The sequence below is a fragment of the Mycobacterium sp. E2733 genome (assembly GCF_001667585.1).
GTDB lineage: Bacteria > Actinomycetota > Actinomycetes > Mycobacteriales > Mycobacteriaceae > Mycobacterium.
In genome coordinates, this window is sequence record NZ_LZJZ01000111.1 from 25041 (window position 1) to 51866 (window position 26826).

Annotated in this window: 27 protein-coding genes; 14 read left to right on the forward strand and 13 right to left on the reverse strand. The window is 69.4% G+C overall.

What is annotated here, in order from left to right; genetic code table 11:
* Positions 1-157: 157 nt before the first annotated feature.
* Positions 158-499 carry a DUF732 domain-containing protein gene (locus A5678_RS21055; protein WP_068046229.1) on the reverse strand — a complete coding sequence of 114 codons (342 nt, stop codon included), beginning with the start codon at positions 497-499 and terminating at the stop codon, positions 158-160.
* A 161-nt stretch (positions 500-660) separates the two neighbouring features.
* Between A5678_RS21055 and A5678_RS21060 the strand changes: the two genes are divergently transcribed.
* On the forward strand, positions 661-1578 hold the full coding sequence (locus A5678_RS21060) for a PHB depolymerase family esterase (RefSeq protein WP_068046233.1): 918 nt from the start codon (positions 661-663) through the stop codon (positions 1576-1578).
* A 12-nt stretch (positions 1579-1590) separates the two neighbouring features.
* Here the strand turns inward: A5678_RS21060 and nei2 are convergent, their stop codons facing one another.
* Genes nei2 through A5678_RS21075 form a run of 3 tightly spaced genes read right to left on the reverse strand, consistent with a single transcriptional unit; the run spans position 1591 to position 7627 of the window.
* Positions 1591-2346, reverse strand: coding sequence for an endonuclease VIII Nei2 (gene nei2, locus A5678_RS21065; RefSeq protein WP_068046236.1), 756 nt, complete (start codon positions 2344-2346; stop codon positions 1591-1593).
* 2 nt (positions 2347-2348) lie between these two features.
* Positions 2349-6917, reverse strand: a complete 4569-nt coding sequence (locus tag A5678_RS21070) for an ATP-dependent helicase (RefSeq protein ID WP_068046238.1) — start codon at positions 6915-6917, stop codon at positions 2349-2351.
* A gap of 38 nt (positions 6918-6955) precedes the next feature.
* A complete protein-coding gene (locus tag A5678_RS21075) occupies positions 6956-7627 on the reverse strand; it encodes a TetR/AcrR family transcriptional regulator (protein ID WP_068046241.1) in 672 nt (223 codons plus the stop codon).
* 317 nt (positions 7628-7944) lie between these two features.
* On the opposite strand from A5678_RS21075, the gene A5678_RS21080 reads away from it, so the two are divergent.
* Positions 7945-8328: a hypothetical protein gene (locus A5678_RS21080; protein ID WP_068046244.1), complete on the forward strand. Its 384-nt coding sequence runs from the start codon at positions 7945-7947 to the stop codon at positions 8326-8328.
* A 92-nt stretch (positions 8329-8420) separates the two neighbouring features.
* The gene (usfY, locus tag A5678_RS21085; RefSeq protein ID WP_068046247.1) at positions 8421-8732 is read left to right on the forward strand and encodes a protein UsfY; all 312 of its coding nucleotides are present in this window, start codon (positions 8421-8423) and stop codon (positions 8730-8732) included.
* Between the two features lie 133 nt (positions 8733-8865).
* On the opposite strand, the gene A5678_RS27630 is transcribed toward usfY, so the two are convergent.
* Positions 8866-9015, reverse strand: coding sequence for a hypothetical protein (locus A5678_RS27630; RefSeq protein ID WP_197502212.1), 150 nt, complete (start codon positions 9013-9015; stop codon positions 8866-8868).
* A gap of 107 nt (positions 9016-9122) precedes the next feature.
* On the opposite strand from A5678_RS27630, the gene A5678_RS21090 reads away from it, so the two are divergent.
* Entirely contained in the window at positions 9123-9560 is a 438-nt protein-coding gene (locus A5678_RS21090) for an ATP-binding protein (RefSeq protein WP_068046250.1), read from the forward strand.
* The gene (locus A5678_RS21095; protein WP_068046254.1) at positions 9557-10345 is read left to right on the forward strand and encodes an RNA polymerase sigma factor SigF; all 789 of its coding nucleotides are present in this window, start codon (positions 9557-9559) and stop codon (positions 10343-10345) included. Before A5678_RS21090 ends, A5678_RS21095 begins: the two co-directional genes overlap by 4 nt.
* On the opposite strand, the gene A5678_RS21100 is transcribed toward A5678_RS21095, so the two are convergent.
* The 7 genes from A5678_RS21100 to A5678_RS21130 form a co-directional block, all read right to left on the reverse strand.
* The gene (locus tag A5678_RS21100; RefSeq protein WP_068046257.1) at positions 10316-10744 is read right to left on the reverse strand and encodes an STAS domain-containing protein; all 429 of its coding nucleotides are present in this window, start codon (positions 10742-10744) and stop codon (positions 10316-10318) included. The two genes, A5678_RS21095 and A5678_RS21100, sit on opposite strands and share 30 nt — an antisense overlap.
* Before the next feature lie 177 nt (positions 10745-10921).
* A complete protein-coding gene (locus tag A5678_RS21105) occupies positions 10922-12715 on the reverse strand; it encodes an acetyl/propionyl/methylcrotonyl-CoA carboxylase subunit alpha (protein WP_068046260.1) in 1794 nt (597 codons plus the stop codon).
* 108 nt (positions 12716-12823) lie between these two features.
* Positions 12824-13261 carry a SufE family protein gene (locus A5678_RS21110; protein ID WP_068046263.1) on the reverse strand — a complete coding sequence of 146 codons (438 nt, stop codon included), beginning with the start codon at positions 13259-13261 and terminating at the stop codon, positions 12824-12826.
* On the reverse strand, positions 13258-14151 hold the full coding sequence (locus A5678_RS21115; RefSeq protein WP_068046267.1) for a sulfurtransferase: 894 nt from the start codon (positions 14149-14151) through the stop codon (positions 13258-13260). Before A5678_RS21115 ends, A5678_RS21110 begins: the two co-directional genes overlap by 4 nt.
* A 112-nt stretch (positions 14152-14263) precedes the next feature.
* On the reverse strand, positions 14264-14914 hold the full coding sequence (locus A5678_RS21120; protein WP_068046269.1) for a nucleoside triphosphate pyrophosphatase: 651 nt from the start codon (positions 14912-14914) through the stop codon (positions 14264-14266).
* A complete protein-coding gene (locus A5678_RS21125; protein ID WP_068046272.1) occupies positions 14911-15135 on the reverse strand; it encodes an acyl-CoA carboxylase subunit epsilon in 225 nt (74 codons plus the stop codon). The genes A5678_RS21120 and A5678_RS21125 overlap by 4 nt, the downstream gene beginning before the upstream one ends.
* 8 nt (positions 15136-15143) lie before the next feature.
* Entirely contained in the window at positions 15144-16784 is a 1641-nt protein-coding gene (locus A5678_RS21130) for an acyl-CoA carboxylase subunit beta (protein ID WP_068046276.1), read from the reverse strand.
* A gap of 35 nt (positions 16785-16819) precedes the next feature.
* Here A5678_RS21130 and A5678_RS21135 point away from each other — a divergent pair, with 35 nt between their 5' ends.
* Genes A5678_RS21135 through A5678_RS21145 form a run of 3 tightly spaced genes read left to right on the forward strand, consistent with a single transcriptional unit; the run spans position 16820 to position 19793 of the window.
* A complete protein-coding gene (locus A5678_RS21135; RefSeq protein WP_068046279.1) occupies positions 16820-18409 on the forward strand; it encodes an FAD-binding protein in 1590 nt (529 codons plus the stop codon).
* 10 nt (positions 18410-18419) lie between these two features.
* On the forward strand, positions 18420-19241 hold the full coding sequence (locus A5678_RS21140; RefSeq protein WP_068046283.1) for a biotin--[acetyl-CoA-carboxylase] ligase: 822 nt from the start codon (positions 18420-18422) through the stop codon (positions 19239-19241).
* A 33-nt stretch (positions 19242-19274) separates the two neighbouring features.
* Entirely contained in the window at positions 19275-19793 is a 519-nt protein-coding gene (locus A5678_RS21145; protein WP_068046384.1) for a PH domain-containing protein, read from the forward strand.
* On the opposite strand, the gene A5678_RS21150 is transcribed toward A5678_RS21145, so the two are convergent.
* Positions 19748-20407: a GtrA family protein gene (locus A5678_RS21150; RefSeq protein ID WP_068046286.1), complete on the reverse strand. Its 660-nt coding sequence runs from the start codon at positions 20405-20407 to the stop codon at positions 19748-19750. The two genes, A5678_RS21145 and A5678_RS21150, sit on opposite strands and share 46 nt — an antisense overlap.
* Positions 20408-20515: 108 nt before the next feature.
* Here A5678_RS21150 and A5678_RS21155 point away from each other — a divergent pair, with 108 nt between their 5' ends.
* The 6 genes from A5678_RS21155 (at position 20516) to A5678_RS21180 (ending at position 26820) form a co-directional block, all read left to right on the forward strand.
* Positions 20516-21745, forward strand: coding sequence for a 5-(carboxyamino)imidazole ribonucleotide synthase (locus A5678_RS21155; protein ID WP_082945657.1), 1230 nt, complete (start codon positions 20516-20518; stop codon positions 21743-21745).
* Positions 21738-22256: a 5-(carboxyamino)imidazole ribonucleotide mutase gene (purE, locus tag A5678_RS21160; RefSeq protein WP_068046295.1), complete on the forward strand. Its 519-nt coding sequence runs from the start codon at positions 21738-21740 to the stop codon at positions 22254-22256. The genes A5678_RS21155 and purE overlap by 8 nt, the downstream gene beginning before the upstream one ends.
* A 14-nt stretch (positions 22257-22270) precedes the next feature.
* On the forward strand, positions 22271-23440 hold the full coding sequence (locus tag A5678_RS21165) for an acyl-CoA dehydrogenase (protein ID WP_068046298.1): 1170 nt from the start codon (positions 22271-22273) through the stop codon (positions 23438-23440).
* A 142-nt stretch (positions 23441-23582) separates the two neighbouring features.
* Positions 23583-24773 carry a PP2C family protein-serine/threonine phosphatase gene (locus A5678_RS21170; protein WP_068046301.1) on the forward strand — a complete coding sequence of 397 codons (1191 nt, stop codon included), beginning with the start codon at positions 23583-23585 and terminating at the stop codon, positions 24771-24773.
* A 71-nt stretch (positions 24774-24844) separates the two neighbouring features.
* Complete coding sequence (locus A5678_RS21175; protein ID WP_082945660.1) at positions 24845-26383, forward strand: CHASE3 domain-containing protein; 1539 nt, start codon at positions 24845-24847, stop codon at positions 26381-26383.
* Positions 26380-26820, forward strand: a complete 441-nt coding sequence (locus A5678_RS21180; RefSeq protein ID WP_068046307.1) for a response regulator — start codon at positions 26380-26382, stop codon at positions 26818-26820. The genes A5678_RS21175 and A5678_RS21180 overlap by 4 nt, the downstream gene beginning before the upstream one ends.
* Positions 26821-26826: the final 6 nt, after the last annotated feature.

The following is a 26826-nucleotide window of genomic DNA, read 5'->3' on the forward strand; positions in this document are numbered from 1 at the left end:
CGGCGTTGGCCGATGCTGCCATCCAACCAGCAGCGCCGAGAATGAGTGCAACGCCGACCAAAAGTTTAGGAATCATTTGGCCTTCGAGTTCTCGAGATAGGTGCAGCGCCAATTTTACCGGCGCGCTTGTCACGAGCCTGTCAACTGCCGGTAAATTTCAGGCCTGATACTTCGGGCAGTACGCCCGGATGCTCACGCCCACGAAGTAGCCGGCGTGGTAGCCATCGAGGTGGCTGTTGGTCATCACGTCGTTTGCCACCTGTTGTGGCGATTCGCCGGACTCGAGTTCTTGACACACCAAATGACCGGACCGGATGGCGGTTTCGGGCGATTCGTAGTTGATGCCCTTGGCCGTCAGCGCCGCGAGGAAGGCGTCATCGGCGGTGGCGTGGGCGACCGGGGCCGCTCCCAGCGCACCCAGCAACCCCGCCGCCGGGACAACACCGGCAGCCAACAGCAACAGCAGAAGGCTGGGGTTGCGTACCTGGGTCCTCGTCATTTCTGATACTCCCGTGACATCGAAGTGCCGTTGCTCGTTGACCGCGGGGGCTGCCCGAATATTTGCACGTTGCCGCGCCGCACGGTGCAGGATCAACGATATTGCGATCATCGCCACACCCAGGTTTGCTCCGGCGTCGGCTCCGTCGGTGTATTGACGATATGCCGTACGTGCGTTGGTTGTCAGTGGCCCTGGTGGCGGTGTGCCTGGCGGGATGTGGTGTGCGCCATGTGTCGGCGGCCACGGCTCGGGATGCTTCCGGGACGTTCCGCTCCGGTGGCATGGATCGAACTTACCTGCTGCACATGCCGCCGGGTAGCCCGGTCGGTCTGGTGCTGAGCCTGCACGGCGGCGGCGGTACCGGCAACGGGCAGCGTGGGCTGACCGGATTCGACGCCGTCGCCGACGCCCACAACCTGCTCGTGGTCTATCCCGACGGTTACGACAAGAGCTGGGCCGACGGGCGGGGGGCCTCGCCGGCGGATCGCCGGCACATCGACGACGTCGGCTTCCTGGTGGGCCTGGTGGGCAAGGTGCAGAACGACTACGGCATCGCCCCCGGGCACGTTTTCGTCACCGGGATGTCGAACGGGGGCTTCATGTCCAACCGGCTGGCGTGCGACCGCGCCGACGTGTTCGCCGCGGTCGCGCCCGTTGCGGGCACCTTGGGCGTCGGAGTGGCGTGCAATCCGTCGCGGCCGGTGTCGGTCTGGGAGGCCCACGGCACGGCCGATCCGCTGGTCCCGTTCAAAGGCGGGGCCGTGCGTGGCCGGGGCGGGGTGAGCCACTCCATCTCCGCCCCCACCATGGTGAACAAGTGGCGTTCGGCGGATGGTTGCCAAGGCGACCCCTCGGTGCAGGCACTGCCCAACGTCGGGGACGGCACCGTCGTGCACCGCTTCGACTCCACGGCGTGTACCGCGTCCACCGAGGTGATCTTCTACCAGATCGACAGCGGCGGGCACACCTGGCCGGGCGGCCGGCAATACCTGCCCAAGGCCATCATCGGGCCCACCACCCGCGCGCTCGACGGGTCGGAGGCCATCGCGGAGTTCTTTTTGGCGCACGCCCGGGACTAGTGGCGCGGCGCGTCAGCGCTGGCAGGACGGGCACCAGTACGTGACCCGTTCCCCGGACTCGTCGTAGTTGATCCGGGTGCCACAGCGACGGCACGCCTGCCCTGCGCGCCCGTAGACCCACAGCTGCCGCCCGGCCCGGGTGTCACCGGTGGTGCAGCGATTCCAGCGAAACCGGTTCAGCCACAACATGTCCCGGGCGCGGGCGGCAAGCCGACGCGGGTCGGCGACCGCGCTCACCGGTGCGGTGGGCAGGTGTCCGCTGACGAAACACAGCTCGTTGCAATAGACATTGCCGATGCCCGCCAGCACTCGCTGGTCGAGCAGCGCCTGGGCGAGCGGTCGGTCCGGTTGGGCCGCCAGGTTGGTGGCGGCGACCGTGGCGTCCCAGTCTTCGCCCAGCAGGTCGGGCCCCAGATGCGCGACGGCCTCCCCGTCGCGGTCGCGCTCCAGGATCTCCAGGACGCCCAGGTCCACGCCGACGGCGCGGACAGTGCCGGCTTCCAGGACGATCCGTGCCCGGTGATCGACTCGCACAGGCCGGTCGCCGACCCGCCAGCTGCCGTCCATCTTCAGGTGTGAATGGATGCTGGCCCGGCCCACCCGGATGAACAGGTGCTTGCCCCGGCTCACTACCTCGTCGACCGTCTGCCCGGTGAGGTCGACGGTCGCATACCGGGGGACGCGAACGTCGCAGCGGGTGAGGGTGCGCCCGGCCAACCGTTCGCGCAGCACGGCGGCGGTGTGCCAGACGGTGTCTCCTTCCGGCATGGCTACCGCAGCCGCAGTCCGCGTGGTGTGCGGGCGAAGCCCGCCTCCTGCAAGCCGTCCGCCACCCCGCCGCGGCCGTGTTCGGGTTGCAGCGCCGGCACCCCGTCGATCCGCTCGACGAGGATCGATGCGACACGCCGGGAGGCGACCAGCTCGGCCAGCGCCGCGGCCGCCGCGTGATGGGCCGCCGGGTCGTCGGTGAAGGTGAGCATTGACCGTCCGCCGCGCTCGAGGAACCAGGCCAGGTGGCCGTCCACCAGCACGACGAGCGCCCCGGCCTTGCGGCCCGGCCGCGCGTTCTCCCCGCCGGACGCCGGCCACGGCAGTGCGGCGCCGTAGGGATTGGCCGGGTCGGCGGCGGCCAGCACGACCGCCCGGTATTCCGGTCGCTCGGGGTCGATCCCGTCGCTGTAGCTGCGCAGCCGGTCGACGGTCGAGGCGACGGCGAACTGCGCGCCGCCCAGCGACTCGACGAAGTAGCCGCGCTGGCATCGGCCGGCCTCCTCGAAGGTGCTCAGCACCTTGTAGAGCGTGGCGAACCCGCCAGTGACGCCCTCGGCCGCGACCGCGCCCCTGGTCAGCACCCCATGGCGGCCCAGCAGCAACTCCGCCTGGTAGTGGGCGCGCACCGTGGAATCGGGTTCGGGTGGCGGCAGCGCCGACCACCGGCCCGCCACCGTCGGGTCGGCGGGCCGGGATTGCGCGTGCGCCACTCTGTATCGGCTCAGGCGCGGCGGGCGGTGTGACCGGTGCGCCGGGGCGGAGCGCTTGCGGCTGCCCACGCCGCCGAGCACGGCGCGCACCGGAGCGAACGTGTCACCGGTGACCCACCCGGCCCAAATCAGCTCCCACAGCGCGGCTTTGAGTTCCGCATCGGGGATCCCGCTCTGGGCCAGCTGACGGAAGAAGTACGCGCCGCCGCCGGCCAGCGTGTCCAGGATCGCGCGGTGGGCATCGGTGAAGTCGATCTCGACGGGCCCGGCCAGCGTCAAGGACGCGGAATCGCTCACGTGTAGCGCGACCCAGCCGTCGCTCGCCGAAATCGACCCCGCGCCCGACCAGGTCACCTCCCCGGTGGCGAGCAGCTCGTCGAGCATGGCGGGGGAGTAGTCCCGGACCCGGGGGCCCAGCACCAGCGGTTCGATCGCCGAGGCCGGCATCCGGACACCGGCCAGCTGGTCGACCACCGACATCAGCCCGTCCAGCCCCGAGCAGCCCGTCGAACCGGGCGAGGCCACCCGGTGCCAGGCCGGCAGGAACCGGCCGTACGCGGCGGTGCTCACCGGTTCGACCTGCGCGCGCAGGGCCGCCAGCGAACGCCGCCGCAACACGCGCAACACGTCGGCGTCACACCACTGTTCGGCCGCGGACGCCCCGGCGGTTTCCGGGGCGGCGACGAAGTCACCGCGTACCAGCCGGCCTTGAGAACTGGAGGGGTCGGACAGCCGGCCGAGCACGTCGGCCGTCACCCGCAGCCCCAGCCCGAACCGGGCGGCCGCCGCCGCGGTGGTGAACGGGGTGTGGGTGCGCGCGTACCGGCCCAGCAGCTCGCCCAGCGGGTCGGCCACCGCCTCGGTGAAGGCGGCCGGAACGCCCAGCGGAACGGGCGCCCCCACCCCGTCGCGCAGCCGGCCGATGTCCTCGATGGCCGCCCACCAGCTGCGGCCGGCGAACGACACGGGCAGCGCCCGCCGGGCCGCGAGCAGCCCTTCGAGCCAGCCGCCCACCTCGGCGCCGCCGGCCCGGGCGGCGACCTCCTCCTCGGTCATCGGACCCAGCAGCCGCAGCAGGTCCGCGACGCCTTCGGCGTCGCGCGCGGCCCGGTCCGCGGACAGGTGCTGCAACTGGCGGCCGGTCGCGGCGATGACGTCCGGGTCGAGCAGCTCGCGCAGCTCGACCCGGCCGAGCAGCTCGGCCAGCAGCGTGCTGTCCAGTGATAGCGCCGCGGCCCGGCGCTCGGCCAGCGGGGTGTCGCCCTCGTACATGAAGGCGCCGACGTAGCCGAACAGTAGGGACGCCGCGAACGGTGAGGGGCGCGCCGTTTCCGCTTCGGCAACCCGCACCTTGCGCTGGGCGATGCCGGCCATCAGCGCGACCAGGGCGGGCACGTCGTACACGTCCTGCAGGCATTCGCGGATGGTCTCCAGCACAACCGGGAAGTCGGGGTATTTGCGGGCCACGTCCAGCAGCTGGGCGGCCCGCTGGCGCTGGTGCCACAGCGGCGACCGCTTACCCGGGTGCCGGCGGGGCAGCAGCAGCGCGCGGGCCGCGCACTCCCGGAACCGCGACGCGAACAGCGCCGAACCGCCGACCTCGGCGGTGACGATGGGGTCGATCTCGTCGGCGTCGAAGACGAACAGCTCGGCGCCGGGCGGGGTCTCACCGGTGTCGGACAGCATGTCCGGCAACCGCACCACGATGCCGTCGTCGGAGGCGGTCGGCTTCTCGTCCAGGCCGTAGCGTTCCCGCAGCCGCCGGCCCACCGCCAGCGCCAGCGGCCCGTTCACCCGCAACCCGTACGGCGAGTGCAGGATCACCCGCCAGTCGCCCAGTTCGTCGCGGAACCGCTCGACCAGCAGGGTGGTGTCGGTGGGGACCACGCCGGCGGCGGCCCGCTGCTCGTCCAGCAGCGCCCACATGTTGTCGGTGGCGTAGGCGTCGAAGCCCAGGCCCGCGCACCGCGCGTTGAATGCGTCGCGGTCCAGTCCGGCCAGCTCGCCGGTGAACGCGCCCAGCGCGGCGCCCAGCTCGGCGGGGCGGCCGGCGTCGTCGCCGCGCCAGAACGGCAGCCGGGCCGGCTGGCCGGGCGCGGGGATCACCAGGACCCGGTCGTGAGTGATCTCGGTGATACGCCAGCTGGTGGCGCCCAGCGAGATCACGTCACCGGGCCGGGACTCGTACACCATCTCCTCGTCCAGTTCGCCGACGCGCGACGGCTTTTCCGCCTCGCTGGCGAGGTAGACGGTGAACATGCCGCGGTCGGGGATGGCGCCGCCGGAGGTGACGGCCAGCCGCTGCGCGCCCGGGCGCGCGGTCAGCGTGCCGGTGTCGCGGTCGTAGACCAGGCGGGGACGCAACTCGGCGAACTCGGTCGAGGGGTACTTGCCCGACAGCAGGTCGAGGGTGGCCTCGTACACGCTGCGCGGCAGTGTCGCGAAGGGGGCGCTGCGGCGCACCGTGTCGAACCACCGGTCGGCGTCCAGCGGCTCCAGCGCGGCGGCCGCCACCGTCTGTTGCGCCAGGATGTCCAACGGGTTGGCGGGCACCCGCATCGTTTCGATCTCGCCCGCGAGCATCCGCTGCACGGTCACCGCGCAGCCGATCAGGTCGGTGCGGTGCTTGGGGAACAGCACGCCCTGGGACACCTCGCCGACCTGGTGGCCCGCCCGCCCGATGCGTTGCAGGCCGCTGGCCACCGACGGCGGCGCCTCCACCTGGATCACCAGGTCGACCGCGCCCATGTCGATGCCCAGCTCCAGGCTCGACGTCGCCACCACCGCCTTGAGCAGCCCGCGCTTGAGGTCCTCTTCGACCAGGGCGCGCTGCTCCTTGCTGACCGAGCCGTGGTGGGCGCGCGCCAGTATCGGCTCGGCGCCGTAGGTCTGGCCGCTGCCCATGAGGTGCGCGGGCGCCCCGCCCGCCACCTTGGGGTTGGTCTCGCTCGACAGGCCCACCCCGCAGCGTTCGGCGTGGATCTCGTTGAGCCGTGCGGTGAGCCGCTCGGCGAGCCGCCGCGAATTGGCGAACACGATGGTCGAGTTGTGCGCCTCGATCAGGTCGACCAGCCGCGCCTCGACGTCGGGCCAGATGCTGTTGTCGGCCAGGTTGGCCATGTCGGGCACCGGCACCTGCACCGCCAGCTCGACCGTCTTGGCCGCCCGGGGTGCGACGATGGTGGTCGGTTGCCGTCCGGACAGGAACCGGGCGAGCTCTTCGGGTGGGCGCACCGTCGCCGACAACCCGATGCGCTGTGCGGCCGGACCCTCGCGCAGCGCGTCCAGCCGCTCCAGCGACAGCGCTAGATGCGCGCCGCGCTTGCCGGCGGCGATGGCGTGGATCTCGTCCACGATCACCGTCCGCACGCCGGCCAGCGTTTCGCGCGCGGCCGAGGTGAGCATCAGGAACAGCGACTCCGGCGTGGTGATCAGCACGTCGGGCGGACGCGCGATGAGCTGCCGGCGTTCGGCGGGCGGGGTGTCGCCGGAGCGGACGCCGACGCTGATGTCGGGCGGGGGCAGGCCGCGGCGCTCGGCGATGCGGGTGAGGCCCGCCAGCGGGGTGCGCAGGTTGCGCTCGACGTCGACGGCCAGCGCCTTGAGCGGGGACACGTAGAGCACGCGGGTGCCGGCCGGCCGCTCGGCCGAGCCGGCGAGCGAGGCGAGGCTGTCCAGCGCCCACAGGAACGCCGCGAGCGTCTTGCCGGATCCGGTCGGCGCGATCACCAGCGTGTTGTCGCCGTCGGCGATGGCGTCCCAGGCTTCGGCCTGCGCGGCTGTTGGGCCGGCGAATGTGCTGGTGAACCATTCGCGCGTGGTCGCGCTGAACCGGCCTAACGGGTCACGGGTGGTCACCTCACCATGGTGCCAAGGCGTACCGACAAGGGCGCTGGCTAGCGCGGCTGGATTCGGGCCGTCGCCATCGCGTGGGACAGCTCCTCGGGTATCTCCGGCACCCGGGCGATGGCGTCGAACAGTGAGTGCGCGCAGGCGTCGGCCAGGCGTTCGGCGTTGATCGTGGGATCGATGATGCGCTGGCGGCACAGCTCGAAGGTGAACGCCAGCCAGCCGTGACAGATCACCCGCAGGTCGCGGTCGACCTCCGTTTCCAGCTTCGCCCCGGAGATGTTCGCCACCAGGTCGTGGATGCGGCTCATGATGTGTTCGAGCTGGCGGTTCTTGGCTTCGTCGTCGACGCCCAGCAGAACCGGGTCGGACCGGCCCAGCCCCACGTAGGCGGCCCAGGCGGCCTCCGGATTCTGCTCGTGGTAGGCCATGTAGGCCATGACCCCGGTCCGCACCTCTTCGTACATGGTGAGGCCGGTGGCGTCGTCCATGTTGGTGGTCTCGTACAGCCGGTCGGCCTCGTCCTTGACCACCGCGGCGAAGAAGGCGCGCTTGTCGGGGAAGTAGTGATACATCAGCGCCCGGGACACTCCGGCGCGCTCGGCGATCTCGTCGATCCGCACTTCGTCGTAAGGTCGCTTTCCGAAGACTTCGGCCCCCAAAGCGAGCAGCTCAGCGCGTCGATCCTCGGGGGATAACCGCCTTCGGCCTGTCGGCATGTGAGAGATAGTACTCACCGGCGCCGAGACACCAACCATAATCTGTCTATCCCGGCTCTGCGCCCACGGTCGGCGCCGATCCATCCGAATAATTGACGGTGTGGACGATTTTCGCGGCGGGCGGGCTTTTGCGGGCAGGACCCAGGACTGAGCCGTTTTGCCGGGTTTGCCGATGGGTATGTGTCCCCATGCGAATTCCGCAAGGGCCAGCGGGATTGCGGCGCCTGGCCGCCGGACAATCCGACATCGCGCGGTAACTATTGCGACGCGGCAAACGATGAACAAAACACTGATTACCCGGAGCATGAGGGGTACGGATGCACAAAGCGGATGAGCGGTCGGGTGGTGATCGCTTGGGGCAGGAAGACGGCGAGGTGCGTGCCGCCATCCGGTTCGCAGTGGTGGCAGCGACCGTGGCGGTCGGCTTCCTGGTCATGGCCGCGCTGTGGGTCAGCACCTGCCCCGGCAACGGCGTGGACACGGCGGCGTGCGGCACGCCGCAGCGGACATTGCTGGCCCTGGGGGGACCGCTGATCCTGCTGGCGGGCGGGCTCTGGGCGTTCCTGCGGACCTATCGCGTATGGAAGGCGCAGGGCACCTGGTGGGGATGGCACGGCGCCGGCTGGTTTCTGTTCACCCTGATGGTGCTGATGGTCGCCCTGGGCGTGGCCCCGATCGCCGGCCCCGCGCTGACCCTCTGACTGGGTCTCGCCAAAAGCCTTTCCGGGGATCTACCGTTGATGGTGCAACCCGTATTGAGCTGCGCATTGAGTCATCTCCACTAGGAGCAGCCATGGGAGACACATTTCACGACCCCGTCGACCATCTGAGGACAACGCGGCCGCTCGCCGGCGAGTCGCTGATCGACGTACTGCACTGGCCCGGCTACCTGCTGGTGGTGGTCGGTGTGATCGGAGGATCCGGAAGCCTGTCGGCCTTCGGCACCGGGCATTATCACGAGGGCATGACCGCGGGCGTCCTGGCGATCATCGCCGCGGTCCTCGGCTTGGTGTGGGTGGCGATCGAGCACCGGCGGATCCGCCGGATCGCGGATCGCTGGTACGCCGAGCACCCCGAGGTGGACAGGCAGTGGCCTGCCAGCTAGGGGCGCTCGCGCCGCGGCGCATGTGAGCGCCGACCCTTTTTTGCCGGGAAGTAAACGCGGGGGGTTACCCGCCTCATCTTGTGGGTATCAGGTGTGCACCATGATGAGTGCCGGAAGGGTTGTGTCAGCGTGGTCACCCGATCATGGGGGACAGGAACACGAAGACACCGACATAGATGCCTACAGCGAGAACTACCAATACGACCAGCGCGATCCCGGCGATTTTCGCCACGCGCTCGAGCCGCCGTGTCAGAACCGTTTCGGTGGTTTCCGGCCCGTCCATCTCGGGCCCCACATTCGGCGGACACCATGACTAATCGGCTCGAACGTACGGTCCACGGCGGGCCCCGGGGCGGTAGTAGTGTCGGTCAAACATTGCCGGGAGACCAGATGAACGATGCGGGATTGCGCACTAACAAGCGTCAGCGCGGCCACCGCGCCGTGGAATTGCATGTCGCGGCGCGCCTGGAGAACCTGGCGATGCTGCGGACGCTGGTCGGTGCGATCGGCACCTTCGAGGACCTGGACTTCGATGCCGTGGCGGATCTGCGGCTTGCGGTCGACGAAGTGTGCACCCGGTTGATCCGCTGCGCGACCCCCGACGCGACCCTGGTCGTGGTGGTGGACCCGCAGGACGACCAGTTGGTGGTGGAGGCGTCCGCGGCCTGTGAGACCCACGACGTGGTCGCGCCCGGCAGCTTCAGCTGGCACGTGCTGACGTCCTTGGCCGATGACGTCCAGACTTTCCACGATGGTCGCGAGCCGAACCAAACCGGCAGCGTTTTCGGTATCACGCTGACGGCGCGACGGGCGGCCTCCAGCAGGTGACACCACCAGCTGCCGGCGGTTCGGTCTCGCGCCCGAACGAATACGCCGATGTCCCGGAGATGTTCCGAGAGTTGGCCACCGTCGAGGCCGACTCGATGGAATTCCAGCGCCAACGGGACAAGATCGTCGAGCGTTGTCTGCCACTGGCCGATCACATCGCCCGCCGGTTCGAGGGCCGCGGCGAACCGCGCGACGACCTCGTCCAGGTGGCGCGGGTCGGCTTGGTCAATGCGGTCGTGCGGTTCAACGTCGAGGCCGGCTCCGACTTCGTGTCCTTCGCGGTGCCCACGATCATGGGCGAGGTCCGCAGGCACTTCCGCGACAACAGCTGGTCGGTCAAGGTGCCGCGACGCCTGAAGGAGCTGCACCTGCGCCTCGGCACCGCCACCGCCGATCTGTCGCAACGGCTCGGCCGGGCGCCCACCGCGACCGAACTGGCCGCCGAACTCGATATGGACCGCGAGGAGGTCGTCGAGGGCCTGGTGGCGGGCAGCTCGTACAACACCCTGTCCATCGACAGCGGCGGCGGCGGCGAGGAGGACGAAGCGCGCGCGATCGCCGACACCCTGGGCGACGTGGACACCGGTCTGGACCGGATCGAGGATCAGGAGTCGCTGCGCCCACTGCTGGAGGCTCTGCCTGAGCGGGAGCGAACGGTGTTGGTGCTCAGGTTTTTCGAGTCGATGACCCAGACCCAGATCGCCGAGCGCGTCGGCATCTCGCAGATGCACGTGTCCCGGCTGCTGGCGAAGTCGCTAACGCGGCTGCGCGACCAATTGCAGTAGGGGCGGCTCTTCGCCCTCCGCCCGCAGCGATCGCAGGAGCGACTCGGCGGCCGGCGTCGTCACCGGGAGGGTGCCGTCGGGGTCGCAGAGGCGCAGCAACCGCGCCACCGCCGGGCTCGGTGCCATCGCCCAGTAGGCCTGGGCGCCCGAGCAAACCACATTGATGCGGTGAAGCGCCGAAAAGCCGGCCGTGCCAATGAATTTCAGGCCGCGCAGGTCCAGGATCACGCGCCGCGAACGACCGACGACGTGTCGGACGTAGGCCGCGAGCTGATCGGCGTTGGCGGCGTCGAGCTCACCGTCCACCGTGATCAGGGTTCCCGATGGGTCCCAGCGCGCGGTGAACTGCGCCGCCCGGCTGTGCTGCCAAGATTGGGCCACAGACATTACTGACTCCATCCGTAGAGCAGGATGTGCTGCGGAAGACGTCAGGCGTTCATTGAAGCGGAAAGGCAGGGAGTTCGCCTTCCCCACGCCCATCGACGTTATCCGGACGGCTGTGAACTCAACCTGACCGGAACGCTACCCCCGCCGGACCGGGGCGACAACTGTTTCCCAGGAATATCGTCGGGCGGGCTATTTGATCTCGGCGAGCACCGTGCCCTGGGTGATGGCGGCGCCCGCCTCGACCGCGAGTCCGGTGATGACGCCGTCCTTGTGCGCGGTGACCGGGTTCTCCATCTTCATCGCCTCGAGAACCACGACCAGTTCGCCGACCACGACCTGCTGCCCCTCCTCGACCGCGACCTTGACCACCGTGCCCTGCATGGGGGCGGTCACGGCGTCGCCGGAGGCGGCGGCACCGGCGTGCGCCCCGCGCTTGCGCGGCTTGGGCTTCTTGCGGATCACACCGGCCGGATCCGCGGCGCCGTTGGAAAGCGCCAGATCGCCGGGCAGCGATACCTCGAGCCGGCGGCCGCCGACCTCCACGACCACCGTCTGGCGGGGCCGGGTGTCTTCCTCGTCGAGGGGTTCGCCGGCGGTGAAGGGCTCGATGGTGTTGTTCCACTCGGTCTCGATCCAGCGGGTGTGCACCGAGAAGCTGTCGCCGTCGCCGATGAAGGCGGGATCGGACACCACGGCGCGGTGGAACGGGATGACGGTGGCCAGCCCTTCGACGTGGAATTCGTCGAGCGCGCGGCGGGAGCGGGCCAGGGCCTCTCCGCGGGTGGCGCCGTACACGATCAGCTTGGCCAGCATCGAGTCGAACTGGCCGCCGATCACCGACCCCGCCTCGACGCCGGAGTCCAGGCGGACGCCGGGGCCGCTGGGAGTGTCGTAACGGGTGACCGGGCCGGGGGCCGGCAGGAAGCCACGTCCGGCGTCCTCGCCGTTGATGCGGAACTCGATGGCGTGGCCGCGGGGCGTGGGGTCCTCTGTGAGGTCCAGCTTTTCGCCGTTCGCGATCTTGAACTGCTGCAACACCAGGTCGATGCCCGAGGTCTCCTCGGTGACCGGGTGCTCGACCTGCAGCCGGGTGTTGACCTCCAGGAACGAGATCAGGCCGTCCTGGCCGACCAGGTATTCGACGGTGCCGGCGCCGTAGTAATGCGCCTCCTTGCAGATGCGCTTGGCCGACTCGTGGATCTCCTTGCGCTGCGCGTCGGTCAGGAACGGTGCGGGCGCCTCCTCCACCAGCTTCTGGAAGCGGCGTTGCAGGGAGCAGTCGCGGGTGCCGGCCACGATGACGTTGCCGTGCTGGTCGGCGATCACCTGCGCCTCGACGTGGCGGGGCTTGTCCAGGTAGCGCTCGACGAAGCATTCGCCACGGCCGAAGGCGGCCACGGCTTCGCGTACCGCCGACTCGTACAGGTGCGGGATCTCTTCGATGGTGCGCGCGACTTTCATGCCGCGGCCGCCGCCACCGAAGGCCGCTTTGATGGCGATAGGGACGCCGTACTCCTTGGCGAAGGCCACCACTTCGTCGGCGTCCTTGACCGGGTCGGGGGTGCCGGGCACCAGGGGAGCCTGGGCGCGCGCGGCGATGTGGCGGGCGGTGACCTTGTCGCCGAGGTCGCGGATCGACTGCGGGCTGGGGCCGATCCAGATCAGCCCGGCGTCGAGGACCGCCTGCGCGAAATCGGCGTTCTCCGAAAGGAAGCCGTAGCCGGGGTGGACGGCATTGGCGCCCGACTTGGCCGCCGCGTCGAGGAGCTTGCCGAAGTCCAGGTAGGACTCCGCGGAAGTCTGGCCACCCAGAGCGAACGCCTCGTCGGCGAGGCGCACGTGCGGGGCGTCGGCGTCAGGCTCGGCGTACACCGCCACGCTGGGCAGGCCCGCATCGCGGGCCGCGCGGATCACCCGGACAGCGATCTCGCCGCGGTTGGCGACAAGCACTTTGGAGATCCTCGAGCTGGCGTGACTAGCCACTGCGCCTCCTGTTTGGCAGATCTGAAGCGGACGTGTTTCCGCGGTGGGCTTCTTTAAGAGAGTTTCTTACAACTCCAGGGAAGTCTAAGCGCCGCGCCGTCACGCCGATCAGGCGGTGCCGGAATTTTGGGCTGACTCGCGCAGCCGCCGCTTGATGCGGGCAAGCATCGCCGACATGCCGCGCAACCGCAGCGGGCTGATCAGCGCGGCCAACCCCAGGTCGGTGTAAAAGTCCTCGGGCACCGCCAGGATGTCGGCCGCGGGTTGCTCGTCGAGACCGGCGGCCAGGATCGACGCGAACCCGCGGGTGGTCGGCGCCTCGGCGGGGGCGCTGAAGTGCAAGCGCACCCGGTTCGGGTCGCTGGCATCGACGTGGAGGAAGAGCGGGGTCTGGCATTCCGGCACCGGCTCCATGCCCTGCTCCTCCAGCTCGGGAGGCAGGTCTGGGAGGTCGTTGGCGAATTCCAGCAGCAGCGTCAGCTTGTCCTGGCCCTGGACTTCGGCGAAGTCGGAGACCACCTCGGCCAACGGTGCGGGCAGGGTCATCGGACCGGAACGGCCCCCGGCTCTTCACCGGCGACGATCGGCGTGCGCACGGTGTTGCCCCACTCGGTCCACGATCCGTCGTAGTTGCGCACCCCCGGCTTGCCCAGCAGATACGTGAGCACGAACCAGGTGTGGCTGGACCGCTCGCCGATACGGCAGTAGACGACGGTCTTGTCCTCGGGGTCGATGAAGTCGTAGAGCTCCTCGAGTTCCTCGCGGCTGCGGAATCGCCCGCTCTCGTCGACCGCCTTGCCCCACGGGATGGACCGGGCGGTGGGGATGTGGCCGCCGCGCAGCACGCCTTCCTCGGGGTAGTCCGGCATGTGGGTGCGCTTGCCGGTGTACTCGTCCGGCGAGCGCACGTCGATCAGCGGCTGGCTGCCCAGGATGGCCAGGACGTCGTCCTTGTACGCCCGGATGGGTTCGTCGTTGCGGGTGACGACGGGGTAGCCGGTGGAGGTCTCGGTGGGGACCTCCAGGGTGGTCTCCCGGCGCTCGGCCAGCCACAGGTCGCGCCCGCCGTTGAGCAGGCGCACGTCGGGGTGGCCGAACAGTGTGAAGACCCACAGCGCGTAGGCGGCCCACCAGTTGCTCTTGTCGCCGTAGATCACCACGGTGTCGTCACGCGAGATGCCTTTGCGGTCCATCAATTCGGCGAACTGCGCTCCGTTGATGTAGTCGCGGACCGTCGGGTCGTTGAGGTCGGTGTGCCAGTCGATCTTGACCGCGCCGGGGATGTGGCCGACGTCGTAGAGCAAGACGTCCTCGTCGGATTCGACGATCACCAGGCCGGGGGTGCCCTGATGGGCGGAGAGCCAGTCGGCGGTGACCAGTCGTTCGGGGTGGGCGTAGGCCGTCAGAGTCGGGCTTGGATCGGGGGGTAATGCCACGCCACCGAGCCTACCGCCAGGGCTCACCGCCTCACCTGGGGCCGCACCGCCGCCGTCGGCCTGCCGCGCCACATAAACGTCCGTGACGACACGCGGGGCGGGTCGCAGAGGATTATGTCTCGCGGACGGCCCGGTTTGTCGCCCACAGCGCGGTCACCGAAAGCCCCGCCCGCTGCAACATGGACCGCAGCAGCGGCAGGCTCACACCGATCACGTTCGACGGGTCGCCGTCGATCCCGTCGACGAACCAGCCGCCCAGCCCGTCGAGGGTGAACCCGCCGGCGACGTGCAGCGGCTCGCCGCTGGCGACGTAACCCCGCAGATCCGCCTCCGCGGGTACGGCGAAACGCACTGTGGTGCAAGCGGATTCGACTTCGCGATGGGCGATCGCGCCGTTCCGCAGCCGCAGCAGGCAGTGCCCGGTGTGCAGCCGGCCCGACCGGCCACCCATGCGGTGCCACTGGGCCATCGCCTCGTCGGCGGAACCGGGCTTGCCGCACAGCCCGCCGTTCAGGTAGAGCATCGAATCACAGCCGAGGACAATGCAATCGGCGGCGACGGCGCCGTCCAGCTCGCCCGCCACCCGTTCCGCCTTGGCCGCCGCCAGCGCACCCACCACCTCGGCGGGCGCGGCGTCGGGCCCCAGCTCGGCGACGACGGCGTCTTCGTCCACGCCGGAGACCACGACCAGCGGATCGACGCCGGCCTGGCGCAGCACCTGCAGGCGGCCGGCCGAGGCCGACCCGAGGACCAGGCGGGTCAATGCCTCATGTGCGTCATTTGCTGCATGGTGAGCCGCTGGTAGTTGGACATCGCGAACCGCAGCCGGTCCACCGGCAGGCCCCAGCGGGTCGGCTCGGGCTCGGTGGGCTCGGGGACGCCGCCCCCGACGACCCCCAGCGCCGCGACCAGTGCGGCCAGCTCCTGGTCGGTCGGGTGCCCCTGGAGGATGTGGATGTGCGGTTCGTGCTCGTGCTGAGTCATCTCGTCACTCACAGCGGGATGTTCCCGTGCTTCTTCGGGGGCAGGTGCGCGATCTTGCGTTCCAGCAGCCGCAGCGCGGTGCCGATGTAGCCGCGGGTGTGCGACGGCGGGATCACCGCGTCGACGTAGCCCCGCTCGGCCGCGACGTACGGGTTGACCAACGTGTCCTCGTACTCCTGCTGCAGCTGCAGGCGCAGCTCGTCGACGTCCTTGCCCTCCTTGGCCGCCTCGGCCAGCTGCTTGCGGTAGACGAAGCCGACGGCCCCGGAGGCGCCCATCACCGCGATCTGCGCGGTCGGCCAGGCGATGTTCACGTCGCAGCCCATGTCCTTGGAGCCCATGACGCAGTACGCGCCGCCGTAGGCCTTGCGGGTGATCACGGTGATCTTCGGAACGGTGGCCTCGCCGTAGGCGTACAACAGCTTGGCGCCGCGCCGGATGATGCCGTTGTATTCCTGGCCGGTACCCGGCAGGAAGCCGGGGACGTCCACCAGCATGATGATCGGGATGTTGAAGCAGTCGCAGGTTCGCACGAACCGCGCGGCCTTCTCCGAGGCGTTGATGTCCAGGCAGCCGGCGAACTGCGTCGGCTGGTTGGCCACGATCCCGACCGGCCGGCCCTCGATGCGGCCGAACCCGACGACGATGTTGGTGGCATAGCCGTTCTGGATCTCCAGGAACTCGTCGTCGTCGAGGATCCGGGTGATCACCTCGTGCATGTCGTACGGCTGGTTGGCCGAGTCCGGGATCAGCGTGTCCAGTTCGAGGTCCTCCTCGGTGAGGTTGTCCTCGATGGCTCCCTCGGGGACGGGCTCGGCGTAGCGCGGCGCGTCGGTGGCGTTGTTGGGCGGCAGGTAGCTGAGCAGGTCGCGCACCCAGTCGAAGGCGTCCTGCTCGCCCGAGGCGACGTAGTGCAGGGTGCCCGACTTGGCCATGTGGGTGTGGGCGCCGCCGAGTTCCTCCATCGTGACGTCCTCGCCCGTGACGGTCTTGATGACGTCCGGGCCGGTGATGAACATCTGGCTGGTCTGGTCGACCATCACCACGAAGTCGGTCAGGGCGGGGGAGTAGACGTGCCCACCGGCCGCGGCGCCCATGATGAGCGAGATCTGCGGGATCACGCCGGAGGCCAGGATGTTGTTCCGGAAGATCTTGCTGTACAGGCCGAGCGAGACGACGCCCTCCTGGATGCGGGCGCCGGCGCCGTCGTTGATGCCGATCAGCGGGCGGCCGGTCTTGATCGCCAGTTCCTGGACCTTGACGATCTTCTCGCCGTACACCTCGCCGAGGCTGCCGCCGAACACCGTGGCGTCCTGGCTGAAGATGCAGACGTCGCGCCCGTCGATGGTGCCGTAGCCGGTGATCACGCCGTCGCCGAGCGGACGGTTGTTCTCCAGGCCGAAGTTCTTGCTGCGGTGCCGCGCCAGCGCGTCGAGTTCGACGAACGAGTCCTCGTCGAGCAGGGCCAGGATGCGCTCCCGGGCGGTCAGCTTGCCCTTGGCGTGCACCTTGTCGACGGCCTCTTCACCCACGGGGTGCAGCGACTCTTCCCGGCGCTTGTGCAGCTCGGCCAGCTTGCCTGCGGTGGTGTGGATGTCGATGGTGTGTTCGGCGGCCGGCTCCGCGGTGTGGTCGGTAACGCTTGTCATGGGAATCGAGCTTAGCGGCGAGCTAGTCTCCGCTGATGGACTGGGCGACCGAATGCGATGTGCTCGTTGCAGGGTCGGGCGGCGGCGGCGTCACCGGCGCCTACACCGCGGCGCGCGAGGGCCTGGACGTCCTCCTGGTGGAGGCGACGTCGAAATTCGGTGGCACCACCGCCTACTCCGGTGGGGGCGGCGTCTGGTTCCCGTGCAATCCCGTGCTGGTCCGGGCCGGCCCCCCGGGCGCCTTCAACGACACCATCGAGGACGCGCTCACCTATTACCACGCCGTCGTCGGCGACCGCACGCCCCGTGAACTGCAGGAAACCTACGTCCGCGGTGGTGCGGGGCTGATCGAGTACCTGGAGGCCGACCCCCTGCTGAAGTTCGTGCCGTTGCCCTGGCCGGACTACTACGGCAAGGCGCCGAAGGCGCGGCTGGACGGCCAGCGCCACATCGCCGCGAAGCCCTGGAAGGTGGCCGCCGCCCCCGAGCTGCGCGAGGTGATCCGCGGGCCGCTGGACACCGACCGGCTCGGCGCGGAACCGCCCTCCGACTACTACCTCGGGGGACGCGCGCTGATCGCGCGGTTCCTCAAGGCGGTTGAGCAGTACCCGACGGCGTCGCTGCAGCGGGACACCGCCCTGGTCGAGTTGGTGATGTCCGACGGGGCCGTGACGGGCGCGATCGTCGACAGCGGCGGTGAGCGCCGCGCCATCCGCACCCGGCTGGGGGTGCTGCTCGCCGCCGGCGGCTTCGAGAACAACGAGGAGTTGCGGCGCAAATACGGGGTGCCGGGCGACGCACGAGACACCATGGGCGGCCCGGGAAGTCGCGGCCTGGCGCTGCAGGCCGGCATCGCCGCGGGCGCCGACACCGACCTGTTGGACCAGGCGTGGTGGTCGCCCGGCATGACGCATCCCGACGGCCGCTCGGCGTTCGCGCTGTGGTTCACCGGCGGCATCTTCGTCAACCAGGACGGCAACCGGTTCGTCAACGAGTCCCGGGCCTACGACCGGGCCGGTCGCGAGATCATCGCGCAACTGCAGGACGGGTCAATCACGCTGCCGTACTGGATGATCTACGACGACTCCGAGGGCGAGGTGCCGCCGGTGAAGGCGGCCAACGTCTCCATCGTCGAGACGGAGAAGTACGTCGCCGCCGGCCTGTGGCACTCCGCGGACACTCTGGAGGAGTTGGCCGACAAGATCGGTGTCCCGGGTAGGCAGCTGGCGGCGACGGTGGCCCGGTTCAACGGTTTTGCCGCGTCGGGCGTCGACGAGGACTTCGGGCGGGGCGACGAGGCGTTCGACCGCGCGTTCTCCGGGGGCGCCTCGCCGCTGGTGCCCATCGATCGTCCGCCGTATCACGCCGCGGCTTTCGGCATTTCGGATCTGGGCACCAAGGGCGGCCTGCGCACCGACACCGCCGCCAGGGTGCTCGACACGTCCGGCAACCCCATCCCCGGTCTGTACGCCGCCGGCAACACGATGGCCGCGCCCAGCGGCACGGCGTATCCCGGCGGCGGTAACCCGATCGGAACCAGCATGCTGTTCAGCCACCTGGCCGCCTTAGACATGCGAGACATGCGAGACATGCGGGCACGGGCCACCGGCGCCGCTGAGTTCTAGGCTGGGTCCAGTGACGGACCGAGACCAGCTCAGGGCTCCACTGGACCAGGCCGCGCTGCGCGCCGAACTGATCGGCACCGGACTCGGCTGGCGCCGTCTCGACGTCGTCGAACAGACCGGTTCCACCAACGCCGACCTGCTCGCGCAAGCGGCCCAGGGTTCAATGGGGGCCGACGTGGCCGGGGCCGTGCTGATCGCCGAGCACCAGACGGCGGGGCGCGGGCGGCACGGCCGCAGCTGGTCGGCCACCCCGCGGAGCCAGATCACGATGTCGGTCGGCGTCAGCATCGTCGACGTGCCGACCGCCGGCTGGGGTTGGCTGCCCCTGGCCACCGGAGTGGCGGTGGTCGACGCGGTCGCCCCGCTGCTCGAGGGGGTTCAGGTGGGACTCAAGTGGCCCAACGACGTGCTGGCGGGTGCCCCCGGTTCCCCGGGCAAGCTGGCCGGCATCCTGGCCGAGGTGGCGCGGCCGGTGGTGGTGATCGGCCTGGGGCTCAACGTGTTTCAGGCACCTGACGGCATCGAGGGGGCGACCTCGCTGGTCGACCTCGGTGTGGCATCGCCCGACCGCACCCGGCTGGTGTGCGGGCTGTTGAACGAGCTCGGCCGGCGGATCGTGGCCTGGCGCGCCGCGCGCGGCGCCGACTGGGCGCTGGCGGCCGACTACCGGGCGCGCAGCCTGACCATCGGCCACCGGGTAGAGGCCCACCTGCCCGGCGGCCGGGAAGTCGTCGGGGACGCCACCGCGGTCGACGACCAGGGCAGGCTGTGCATCGACACCGGGGCAGAGACCGTCGTCGTATCGGCCGGCGACGTGGTGCATTTGCGCTAGCTATCCCGCCCCGCGCGGCTAATGTCGGCGAGCATGAGCTATCCGGATAACGTCCTGGCCGCCGGCGAGCAGGTCATCGTCCACCGCCATCCGCACTGGAAGCGGTTGATCTGGCCCGTCGCAGCCCTGCTGCTGGCGACCGCGCTGGCGGCGTTCGGGTCCGGATACCTGAACTCGACGCACTGGGGCCAGCTGGCCAAGAACATCATCTATGGCGTCATCTGGGGCATCTGGCTGGTCATCGTCGGCTGGTTGACGCTATGGCCGTTCTTGAGCTGGCTGACCACGCATTTCGTCGTGACGAACCGGCGGGTGATGTTTCGGCACGGGGTGCTCACCCGTACCGGAATCGATATCCCGCTGGCGCGCATCAACAGCGTGGAATTCCGCGACCGGATCACCGAGCGAATGTTTCGCACCGGGACGCTGATTATCGAATCGGCGTCACAGGATCCGTTGGAGTTCTACGACATTCCGCGCCTGCGAGAGGTGCACGCGCTGCTGTATCACGAGGTTTTCGACACCCTGGGTTCGGAGGAGTCGCCCAGCTGACCCAACCGGCCGGCCCGGTTGCGCCAGGCGCGCAGCGGCGTGACGTTCCCGCCCTCGATCTCGTCCTCGAGCATCTCGGCGATGCCGCCGGCGGTGAGGGCGGACTCCAGCGCCTTGTCGGGGTTGCGCGCGAACTCGTCCGGGAACACCCAGCGCCGGAATGCCCAGAAGCGGAACGCCATTTGCAGCAGGTTTCCGATGATGTAGGCCGAGATGAAGTCGGCGATGTTCTCCACGGTGAGCGACACCGTCGGCTCCCGCAGCTGCAGGACGTAGCTGGAGAACCACAGCGGCGCCATGGACAGCAGCACCCCCACACCACTGAAGGCGAAGAACAGCAACGCCTCGTGGTGCCGCTCGCGGCCGCCGCGATCCCGGAAGCTCCATTCGCGGTTCAACACGTAGGACGCGATGACCGCGACGATGCCGGCGATGACCTTCGCGGTGACCGGTTTGGAGTCCAGAATTGTCAGTTTCAGTGTGTAGAAAATCGCCGAGTCGATCACGAACGTGGTTCCGCCGACGATGGCGAATTTGATCAGTTCGTGGTGGCGCAGCAAATAGGGCTTAATAAAGCCGGGCATGCGCTCGATTGCGGCTTCGGCGAAGGGCACAAGTGGTCAGTGTACGGACGGACACAAAATCGACGCAAAATCGACGCAAAATCGTACATAACGATTCGGTGTCACCGCCGGTCAACACGCCGTCCGCGCCGTGACACCATGATGCCCGTGCCGAGTACACGCCCGCCCGGGGCCGCCCCCGCAGTCGCGCCGTTGGTCGCCATGGTCGGCGGCGGCCAGCTGGCCCGGATGACCCATCAGGCCGCGATCGCGCTGGGGCAGACCCTGCGGGTGCTGGCCACCGCTTCCGACGAGCCGGCCGCGCAGGTCACCCCCGACGTCACGATCGGCTCGCACACCGAGCTGGAAGACCTGCGCCGGGTCGCCGCCGGGGCCCATGTGCTGACGTTCGACCACGAGCATGTGCCGGGCGAGCTGCTGGACAAGCTGGTCGCCGAAGGCGTCAACGTCGCCCCACCGCCGCAGGCGCTGGTGCACGCCCAGGACAAGCTGATCATGCGCCGGCGGTTGGAGGCGCTGGACGTTCCCGTGCCCCGCTACGCGGAAATCCGGAGCGTCGACGAACTCGATGCCTTCGCGCAGCGCATCGCCGGGCCCGTGGTCGTGAAAGCGGTCCGCGGCGGTTACGACGGGCGCGGGGTGCGGATGGCGCGCGACCCGTTGCACGCCCGGGAGATCGCGGCCAGCTTCCTGGCCGACGGCGTGCCGGTGATGGCGGAGGAGCAGGTGGACCTGCGCCGCGAGCTGTCGGCGCTGGTGGCGCGCTCACCGTTCGGCCAGGGCGCGGCGTGGCCCGTCGTCGAGACGGTGCAAAAAGACGGGATCTGCGTGCAGGTGATCGCGCCCGCGCCCGGGCTGGCCGGCGAGCCGGCCGAGGCCGCCCAGCAGCTGGCGTTGCGCCTGGCCGCCGAGCTGGGCGTGGTCGGGGTGTTCGCGGTCGAGCTGTTCGAGACCACCGATGGCGAACTGCTGGTCAACGAGCTGGCGATGCGACCGCACAACTCCGGGCACTGGACCATGGACGGGGCCCGCACCAGCCAGTTCGAACAGCACCTGCGCGCGGTGCTGGACTATCCGCTGGGCGATACCGACGCCATCGCGCCGGTGACGGTGATGGCCAACGTGCTCGGCGCCGCGGAGCGGCCCGCCATGACGACGGATGAGCGGTTGCACCACCTGTTCGCGCGGATGCCCGACGCCCGGGTGCACCTCTACGGGAAAGAGGAACGGCCCGGTCGCAAGGTCGGCCACGTCAATTTCCTGGGCACCGATATGGCGGAGGTGGCCGCGCTGCGGACGCGCGCTGAGCTGGCGGCACACTGGTTGTCGCACGGGCACTGGACGGACGGATGGGACCCGCATGACTAGTTGTGACGCTCGCGTCGGGGTGATCATGGGCAGCGACAGCGACTGGTCGGTGATGGCCGACGCCGCGGCGGCGCTGGCCGAATTCGACATACCGGCCGAGGTTCGGGTGGTCTCGGCGCATCGCACGCCACAGGTGATGTTCGACTACGCGCGCGGCGCGGCCGACCGCGGCATCGAGGTGATCATCGACGGCGCCGGCGGCGCCGCCCACCTGCCCGGGATGGTCGCGTCGGCGACGCCGCTGCCGGTGATCGGGGTGCCGGTGCCGCTGGCGCGGCTGGACGGCCTCGACTCGTTGCTGTCGATCGTGCAGATGCCGGCGGGCGTCCCGGTGGCCACCGTCTCCATCGGCGGCGCCCGCAACGCGGGCCTGCTCGCCGTGCGCATCCTCGGCTCGTCCGACCCGGCGCTGCGGGCCCGCATCGTCCAGTTCCAAGGCCAGCTGGCCGAGAGCGTGCGCGCCAAGGATGAGGCGCTGCAGCGGCTGCACGGTAAAGTTACCGGTGAGTAGCAAGGAGGCTTGAGATGGCTGGTTGGGCCGGAGACCCGTCGTTCGATTTGTTCCAGTTGCCCGAGGAGCACCGGGAGCTGCGGGCGGCGATTCGCGCGCTGGCGGAGAAGGAGATCGCCCCGCACGCCGCCGACGTGGACGAGAATTCGCGGTTCCCCGACGAGGCCCTCGAGGCGCTGAACGCGTCCGGCTTCAACGCGGTCCACGTCCCCGAGGAGTACGGCGGCCAGGGCGCCGATTCCGTCGCGGCGTGCATCGTGATCGAGGAGGTCGCCCGCGTCGACGCTTCGGCGTCGCTGATCCCCGCGGTGAACAAGCTGGGCACCATGGGCCTGATCCTGCGCGGCTCCGACGAGCTGAAGAAGCAGGTGCTGCCGTCCATCGCCGACGGCACCGCGATGGCGTCCTACGCGCTGAGCGAGCGGGAAGCCGGCAGCGACGCGGCCTCGATGCGCACGCGCGCCAAGGCCGACGGCGACGACTGGATTCTCAACGGCGCCAAATGCTGGATCACCAACGGCGGCAAGTCGAGTTGGTACACCGTCATGGCCGTCACCGACCCGGACAAGGGCGCCAACGGCATCTCCTCGTTCATGGTGCACGCCGACGACGAGGGGTTCACCGTCGGTCCCAAAGAGAAGAAGCTCGGCATCAAGGGCTCCCCGACCACCGAGCTGTATTTCGAGAACTGCCGCATCCCGGGCGACCGTGTCATCGGTGAGCCGGGCACCGGCTTCAAGACCGCGCTGGCGACGCTCGACCACACCCGGCCCACCATCGGCGCACAGGCGGTCGGCATCGCGCAGGGTGCGCTGGACGCCGCCATCGCGTACACCAAGGACCGCAAGCAGTTCGGCCGCCCGGTCAGCGACAACCAGGGCGTGCAGTTCATGCTCGCCGACATGGCGATGAAGGTGGAGTCCGCCCGGCTGATGGTGTACCACGCGGCCGCCCGCGCGGAGCGCGGCGAATCCAACCTGGGCTTCATCTCCGCGGCGTCCAAGTGCTGGGCCTCCGACGTCGCGATGGAGGTGACCACCGACGCGGTGCAGCTCTTCGGCGGCGCCGGCTACACCGTCGACTTCCCGGTCGAGCGGATGATGCGAGACGCCAAGATCACCCAGATCTACGAGGGCACGAACCAGATTCAGCGTGTGGTCATGTCGCGGGCGTTGCTGCGCTGACCTATAGGATCACCGACGGTTAACCATTCGGGGTGGTGAGACCGCACGTAGAGTCGTGCGAATCGGTCTTGTCCGCGGCAGGGGGTCTGTCTCTCAGTGAACAGCGTGGCATCTGCGCGCATCCCCGGATGACCGGGAATTGATGCCTGTGCGCGCTCCCGTGACCCCGGCGGCCAGTTGGCAGTCGCTGTCTTTGCTGTTGGTCGAGGACGACCGCGCCGATGCGGTGTTGGTGGAGGACCTGATCGCCGATGCGGTCGCCGATATCCGGGTGGTGTGGGCGCAGTCGATGGCCCACGCCGAGCGTGAGCTCGCCTCCGCCAGGCCCGACTGCGTGCTGCTGGACCTGAACCTGCCCGACGCCAACGGCATGGATGCGCTGGACCGCATCGCCAAGCGCGATGCCACCGTTCCGATCGTCGTGCTGACCGGGCTGAACGACGAGTACTTCGGCGCTTCCGCGGTCGCGGCCGGCGCCCAGGACTACCTGGTGAAGGGGCGGGTCGAGCCCGAGATGCTGCGGCGGGCGCTGCTGTACGCGATCGAGCGCAAGCGCGCCGAGCTGATCGCCGCCGACCTGCACGCGACCCAGCTGCGCGCCCGCGAGAACGCCCTGCTGGAGCGCGGCCTGCTGCCCTCCCCGGTGCTGCTGGACAACCCGGGCGTCGACATCGTCGCCCGATACCGGCCGAGCCGCGAGGACGCGCTGCTGTGCGGGGACTTCTACGACGTGGTCCAGACGCCCGACCGGGTCATTCACGTCCTGATCGGCGACGTCGCCGGGCACGGGCCGCACGAGGCCGCCCTGGGTGCGGCGCTGCGGATCGCCTTCCGCGCGCTCACCCTCGCCGGTGTGCGCGGGGTGGAACTGATGCGGCAACTCGAGCGGGTATTGCACTCCGAGCGGACCGACACAGGCGTTTTCGCGACCGTGCTCAGCCTGGAGATCCAGGCCGACAGCTCGCGGATCACCGTCATCCGCGCCGGTCACCCGGGCATGCTGTTGCAGCGCGACGGCACGGTGGACTGGGTGGAGCCGCCGGGCGGTCCCGCGCTTGGCCTGCGCGCCGACAACTGGCCATGCCATGAGATGGAGTTCGCCGCGGGTCACGGCCTGCTGCTGCTGACCGACGGCCTGTTCGAGGGATATTCGGGACAGGGCACCCGGCGCCTCGGCGAGGACGGTCTGCTCGAGCTGGCCCGGTCGCACGCGAACCGGCCGGGTCCGGGGTTCGTCGACGCGCTCATCGACGGCGCCCAGCAACTCGCTCAGTCGCAGGGCGGGCTCACCGACGACATCGCCGTGCTGCGGGTCGAAAGGACCACCAGGTGACCCCGAGGTTGCGTCGACTGCGTCTGTCGCAGCTCACCGTGCGCGGCTGGCAGGCCCTCGTCCTGCTCAGCATGGGCGTGATGGTGCTCGCCGGCGCAGCCGTCGGCGCGCTGTTGCTGAACCGCACCGACGAGATGACGCACGAGCTGCTCGACAACATCCAGCCGGCGCGCGTGGCGGCCTTCCAACTGCAGGCCGCGCTGCGCGACCAGGAGACGGGCATCCGGGGCTACCTGATCGCCGGGGACCGGCAGTTCCTCACGCCGTACTACGACGGGCAGCACGCCGAACACGCTGCGGTCGAGGAGATCCGGCGCCGCCTGAGCCAGCGCCCGGACCTCATCGACGACCTCGACGCCATCGAGAACGCCGCGGCCAAGTGGCGGGCAAGCTACGCCGAACCGGTCATCGGCACCGTGATGCCGAACGGCAAGAACGTCGCGAGCAAGCCTTCGGCGGAGCGCGGCAAAATCGAATTCGACCATCTGCGTATGCTTTTCGACAGCCAGAACGCGAACCTGGCCGCCGCGCGGGCGGCCGCCGCGGGCGAACTCAAACGCGTCGACGCTTGGCGCGACAGGGCATTCGGCGCCATGGTGTTGCTGTTCTTCGTGACGGCCGGGCTGCTCGGGTTCCTGATCCGGGACACGGTCGCCCGCCCGCTCGCGGCGCTGGCCGCGGCGTGCCGACGGATCACCCAGGGCAGCTTCGATGAAAGCATCTCACCGCCGAAGCGGCCCAAAGACATTCGCGACATGGCGATCGACGTCGAAAACATGCGCAGGCGGATGGTCGACGAGCTCGTGACGTCGCGTTCGGCCCAGGCCCAGCTGGACGAGCAGGCGGCCGAATTACGCCGGTCCAACGCCGAACTCGAGCAGTTCGCCTACGTCGCGTCGCACGACCTGCAGGAGCCGCTGCGCAAGGTCGCCTCGTTCTGCCAGCTGCTGGAGCGGCGATACGCCGACAAGCTCGACGAACGCGGGCTCGAATACATCGGATTCGCGGTCGACGGGGCCAAACGGATGCAGGCGCTGATCAACGACCTGCTCACCTTCTCGCGCGTCGGCCGGCTGGGCGCCACGGAAACCGACGTGGACCTCGACACGACGCTCAACTCCGGCCTGGCCAACCTGGCCACCGCGATCGAAGAGTCGGAGGCCGAAATCGTGCGCCCCGATGCGCTCCCGCGGATCAAGGGCGACCCCATGCTGCTGACGATGCTGTGGCAGAACCTCATCGGCAACGCGGTGAAGTTCCGGCACAAAGATCGCCGGCCCCGCGTCGTCATCGACTGCGCGCCGGGCACCGGCAACCACGACGGCGAATGGTTGATCACCGTGTCGGACAACGGCATCGGCATCCCGGCCGAGTTCGCCGACAAGGTCTTCGTCATCTTCCAGCGCCTGCATGGCCGCGACGTGTACGCCGGGACCGGCGTCGGCCTCGCGCTGGTCAAGAAGATCGTGGAGCACCATGGCGGCACCATCCGGATCGACACGCCCCGCACCGAGGGCACGCGGTTCGAGTTCACACTGCCCATGCCCGAGCCCGAGCCCGTTGGCGAAGCAGACGCAGACGCAGACGCTTTGGAAGGAGCGCCGCAATGACATCCGAAGGCAGAGCGATCGACATCCTGCTCGTCGAGGACGACCCGGGCGACGAGCTCATCACGCGAGAAGCGTTCGAGCACAACAAATTCAAGAACCGGCTCCATGTCGCGCACGACGGAGAGGAAGGCCTCGACTATCTCTACCGGCGCGGCAGGTTCGAGGATGCACCGCGGCCCGACCTCATCCTGCTGGACCTGAACCTGCCGAAGTACGACGGCCGCCAGCTGCTGGAGAAGATCAAGTCCGACCCCGACCTGGCCCGCATCCCGGTCGTCGTGCTCACCACCTCCTCGGCCGAGGAGGACATCCTGCGCAGCTACAAGCTGCACGCTAACGCCTATGTCACCAAGCCTGTCGACCTGGACCAGTTCATGAAGGCGGTCCGGCAGATCGACGAGTTCTTCGTCCAGGTGGTGCGGCTGCCCAGCCTGTAAGGCTCA